General features: G+C 67.6%; 7 protein-coding genes and 1 tRNA gene. 1 reads left to right on the top strand and 7 read right to left on the bottom strand.

Translation table 11 applies throughout. From position 1 onward, the window contains the following. On the top strand, nt 1–310 hold a 310-nt coding region (locus tag BVI061214_RS07240; protein WP_156303304.1), incomplete at its 5' end, for a transposase. Nucleotides 311–350: 40 nt separating this feature from the next. Here BVI061214_RS07240 and BVI061214_RS07235 read toward each other — a convergent pair. The 7 genes from BVI061214_RS07235 to BVI061214_RS07210 all read right to left on the bottom strand — a co-directional run. Further along, nucleotides 351–911: a molybdenum cofactor guanylyltransferase gene (locus BVI061214_RS07235; RefSeq protein WP_053767822.1), complete on the bottom strand. Its 561-nt coding sequence runs from the start codon at nt 909–911 to the stop codon at nt 351–353. Between the two features lie 4 nt (nt 912–915). After that, on the bottom strand, nt 916–1,794 hold the full coding sequence (locus BVI061214_RS07230) for an FAD-dependent oxidoreductase (protein WP_053767821.1): 879 nt from the start codon (nt 1,792–1,794) through the stop codon (nt 916–918). 9 nt (nt 1,795–1,803) lie between these two features. After that, a complete protein-coding gene (locus BVI061214_RS07225) occupies nt 1,804–2,136 on the bottom strand; it encodes a hypothetical protein (protein WP_053767820.1) in 333 nt (110 codons plus the stop codon). Between the two features lie 9 nt (nt 2,137–2,145). Further along, complete coding sequence (gene miaB / locus BVI061214_RS07220; protein WP_053767819.1) at nt 2,146–3,468, bottom strand: tRNA (N6-isopentenyl adenosine(37)-C2)-methylthiotransferase MiaB; 1,323 nt, start codon at nt 3,466–3,468, stop codon at nt 2,146–2,148. Between the two features lie 83 nt (nt 3,469–3,551). Then, a tRNA-Met gene (locus BVI061214_RS07215) sits at nt 3,552–3,628 on the bottom strand. Nucleotides 3,629–3,671: 43 nt separating this feature from the next. Next, nucleotides 3,672–3,848 carry a YbjN domain-containing protein gene (locus BVI061214_RS12570; protein ID WP_248841737.1) on the bottom strand — a complete coding sequence of 59 codons (177 nt, stop codon included), beginning with the start codon at nt 3,846–3,848 and terminating at the stop codon, nt 3,672–3,674. A gap of 47 nt (nt 3,849–3,895) precedes the next feature. Then, a partial coding sequence (locus tag BVI061214_RS07210; RefSeq protein ID WP_156303303.1) for a transposase occupies nt 3,896–4,163 on the bottom strand: 268 nt, incomplete at its 5' end.

Raw genomic sequence — 4,163 nt, 5'->3', positions numbered from 1 at the left:
CCTTTGGGGCCGGGCCAAGGCGGCGGCCTCTTACGCGGGCCTGATCCCCGAGCGGGAGGAGTCGGGGAAGAGCGTGGAGAGGAGTCGGCTCTCCCGAAAGGGGCCTCCTCTTTTGCGAAGGAAGCTTTTCATGGGGGCTTTGGTGGCGGTGCGGCACGACCCGGAGATGGGGGCCTTCTACCGTCGCCTGCTGTCGCGGGGAAAGCGCAAAAAGCAGGCCCTGGTGGCCGTGGCCCACAAGCTTCTTAGGCGGATGATGGGGAGGCTAAGGGAGTACTACGCAGGCCAGTCCCTCCAAGGGGTGGCTTGACAGGCAAGACAGTATCAAAGCCAAGGGTGCGCACTCAGGCCTAGGGCAGCTCCTCCTTGCGGTTGGCGTTGAGGAAGACCCTTTCCCCAAACCGGGCCGAGACCTCGGCGAAGGGCACGTAGGTGGCCCCCAGGGTTTCGGGGATGCGGCGGAGGAGGAAGTCCCCCGCCCGGATCTGCCCCTCCACCTGGGGCAGGCAGTTCTTGTGGTAAAGGGCGGCCAGGGGCTCCAGATGCCCCTCCCCCGAGTAGGCCACCACCACGGGGTAGGGGGAGGCCAGGGCCTTTTCATAAAGGAAGTCCCAGTAATCCCGGCTGAGGAAGGGGAGGTCGCAAGCGGCCACCGCCACCCAGGGATGGCGGGCGTGGGAAAGGGCCGAGTGCAGGCCGGAGAGGCTGTCCGCCCCCGGCAGGAGGTCCGGGTAGACGGGGACGCCGAAGCCCTCGTAGGGCCGGTTGGCCACGACGAAGCGCTCCTCGGCCCCCTGGAGGCTTTCCAACACCCATTGGAGGAGGGGCTTTCCCCGGTAAGGGAATAGGGCCTTGTCCTCCCCGAAGCGCTTGGAGGCTCCCCCCGCCAGCACCGCGCCCGAGTAGCCCATGCCCCTAGCCTAAGGCCTGGACCAGCCGCCTGGCCCAGAGGGGGGCCAGGAGAAAGCCGGTGGAGCCGAAGCCGGTGAGGGCGTACCCCCCGGGGATGGGGCTTAGGGGGGAAGCCCTGCGGAAGCGCACCCCCCGCCAGACCCCGGCCACCCGGGGCCGGTAGCCGAGAAGGCTCTCCGCTCCCTCCAAAAGCCACGCCACCTCCCCTTCCGCCGGAGGGGGCTCTTCGTAGCCGGGAAGGTCCAGGTAGCTTCCCCCAAGGGCCACCCCCGCCAGGAAGACCCGGTAGCTTAAGGCCTCCTCCCGGTACTCCAAAAGGAGGAGTTCCAGGCCCGCTATAAAGCGGCCCTCGAGGCCAAAGACCCCCGCCCCCCTGGCCCCCCCGGCGTAGAGGACCAGCTCCGGCCTAAGCCGCCTTCCCCCCTCCAGGACCACCTCCCCCGGGGCGTAGGCCACCACCCGGTCCCGCACACCCCCAAGCTCCGCCCACACCCTTTCCAGAAAGGGCCTGGGCTCCAACCAGAAGGCCCCGGGCAGGTAAAGGCCCTCCCCCCGCCAGAGGTAGCGGAGGCCGCTTCCCGCAAGGCGCCTTTCCCAGGCCTCCCGTTCCCCCTCCGGCACCGGGCGGAGAAGGCCCAGGTGGAGGGGAACGTAGCGGCCATAGAGCTCCCGGGCGGCCTCCAGGGCCTCCCCCCCTTCCGGCACCAGGACCCCCCTTTTTCCCCGTACCGGGTTCACCAGGGCCACGGGGACCCGGCTGGCCTCTCCCACCCCCTCGGCCACCCAGAGGAAGGAGAGGCCCCTTTCCTTCAAGGCCAGGGCCAGGGCCGCCCCCGCCACCCCGGCCCCCACCAGGAGGATGCCGCCCGCGCTCCCCGCCACGCCTAGCCCTTAAAACCGGTAGCCTCCCCCTTCCTTCCGGCAGAGCCCCCGGGCCGCCAGGCCCTCCAGGAGGTCCCTGGCCGCTTCCTCGGAGAGGAAAGGGGATAGATGCCCAGGCTCAAGAAACCCACCCCGCCGCCAGGCCTCCTTCATGGCCAGCCGCTCCAGGGCGGCCCTGGAGGGCCCCGAAGCCAGCACCCGCCCCTGCCAGGAGGCCACGCCCAGGTAGAGAAGGCTCGAGGCCAGAAGGGCCAAAAACGCCCCCAGCCCCGTGAAGCGGAAGGCGGCGAAGAGGAGCAGGAAGAGGGCCAAAGCGGCGGCCAAGGGAAGCAGGGACCGCACCCTCTCCTCCTAGGCCACGGGCAGCGGGATGGGGCCGGGGACCGTGGCCCCCACCACCTCCCCGAAGAGAAGGTGGGGCGTGGCCTGCTTGATCTCCACCTGGTAGAGCCCGGGGGTGGGGGCCTGGTGGGCGGGGATCAGGACCGGGTGGTTCCCCCGGTCATGCCCCTGCACATACCCCTCCTCCTTGGCCACCCCCCGCACCAGGACCTCCACCTTCTTCCCCACCCACTCCAGGTTCCGGCGGTAGCTCCACTCCTTCTGTTTCTCAATGAGCCTCTGGAGGCGCTCCACCTTCACCTCCCGGGGCAGGTCCTGGAAGTGCTTGTAGGCGGGGGTGCCGGGCCGGGGGGAGTAGATGAACATGTAGGCCTGGTCGTAGCCCACCTCGTCGTAGAGGGAAAGGGTCTCCTGGAAGTCCTCCTCCGTCTCCCCGGGGAAGCCCACGATGATGTCGGTGGAAAGGACCACGTCGGGCAAAGCCTCGCGGATCTTGCGGATCCTCTCCAGGTAGTGGGCCCGACGGTACTCCCGGGCCATGCGCCTGAGAATCCGGTCCGAGCCCGACTGCACGGGCAGGTGGATGTACCGGGTGATGGCCGGGGTCTCGGCGATGGCCTCTATGATGTCGTCGGTGAAGTTCACGGGGTGGCTGGTGAGGAAGCGCACCCGGGGGATGCCCATCCCCCCCACCATCCTGAGGAGCTCGGCGAAGGAGGGAAAGCCCGGCTGGTCCTTGCCGTAGGAGTTCACGTTCTGGCCCAGGAGGGTGATCTCCACCACCCCCGCCTTCTTCAGCATCTCAATCTCCTTCAGGATGAGGTCCGGGTGGCGGGAGACCTCGGGGCCCCGGGTGGTGGGGACGATGCAGTAGGTGCAGTGGTGGTTGCACCCCCGGATGATGGTCACGTGGGCGGATAAGGCCCCCTTGGGGGGCGGGGGGATGTAGTCCAAGACGTCCTCCCGGAAGGTGAGGTCCCAGAACTTTTCGTTCGCCTTCAGGGCCTCGGGCAAGGAGGTGAGGGCCCCAGGCCCCAGGAGGATATCCACCCCGAACTTCCTGGCCATCTGCTGGCCCTCGTCCAGCTGGGCCAGGCACCCCATCAGGCCGATGAGGAGGCCCCGCCTCTCCTTTTGCTTGCGAAGCTGGCCCAAAAGGGACCGGACCTTCTCCACGGGCTTCCCCCGCACGGCGCAGGTGTTCACCAGGACGAAGTCCGCCTCCTCCACGGAGTCCACCAGCTCCCACCCCAGGCTCACGAGTTCGCTGGCCACCAGGTGGGAGTCGTACTCGTTCATCTGGCATCCGAAGGTAATGATGTGGGCGCGCATTCTGCCTCCTGGGCGACCGGGGGGATCCCGGGCCCGTCCCTTTAGTGTAGCAAAAGGGCCTCCCAAAAGCGGGAGGCCTTTCCTGGTGGCGGCGGTGGGACTCGAACCCACGACACCACGATTATGAGTCGTGTGCTCTGACCACCTGAGCTACGCCGCCCAGCGCCAGGCAACCCCCATCATAGGGGAGAAGGGCCTTGGGGTCAAGGTTCAAAGCCGATGTGCGCCATGAAGTCGGGGAGGGAGTGGTCCCGGAAAAGCTCCAGAAAGGCCCCCACCGCCCCCAGGCTCACCCCTCCCGAGAGGTCCAGCTCTGACTCCAACCAGATGTTCCCCTCCTCGTCCCCATAGGCCCGGCTAAAGCGGTGGTCTTTGTTCAAGGTGTTGGCTAAGTGCCCGCACGTTGGCTTTGATACTGTCTTGCCTGTCAAGCCACCCCTTGGAGGGACTGGCCTGCGTAGTACTCCCTTAGCCTCCCCATCATCCGCCTAAGAAGCTTGTGGGCCACGGCCACCAGGGCCTGCTTTTTGCGCTTTCCCCGCGACAGCAGGCGACGGTAGAAGGCCCCCATCTCCGGGTCGTGCCTCACCGCCACCAAAGCCCCCATGAAAAGCTTCCTTCGCAAAAGAGGAGGCCCCTTTCGGGAGAGCCGACTCCTCTCCACGCTCTTCCCCGACTCCTCCCGCTCGGGGATC

This window comes from Thermus aquaticus, from assembly GCF_001280255.1.
In the GTDB taxonomy this organism is placed as follows: domain Bacteria; phylum Deinococcota; class Deinococci; order Deinococcales; family Thermaceae; genus Thermus; species Thermus aquaticus.
The sequence above is the reverse complement of the archived record's forward strand: the minus strand, read 5'-3'. Positions and strand labels throughout refer to the sequence as shown.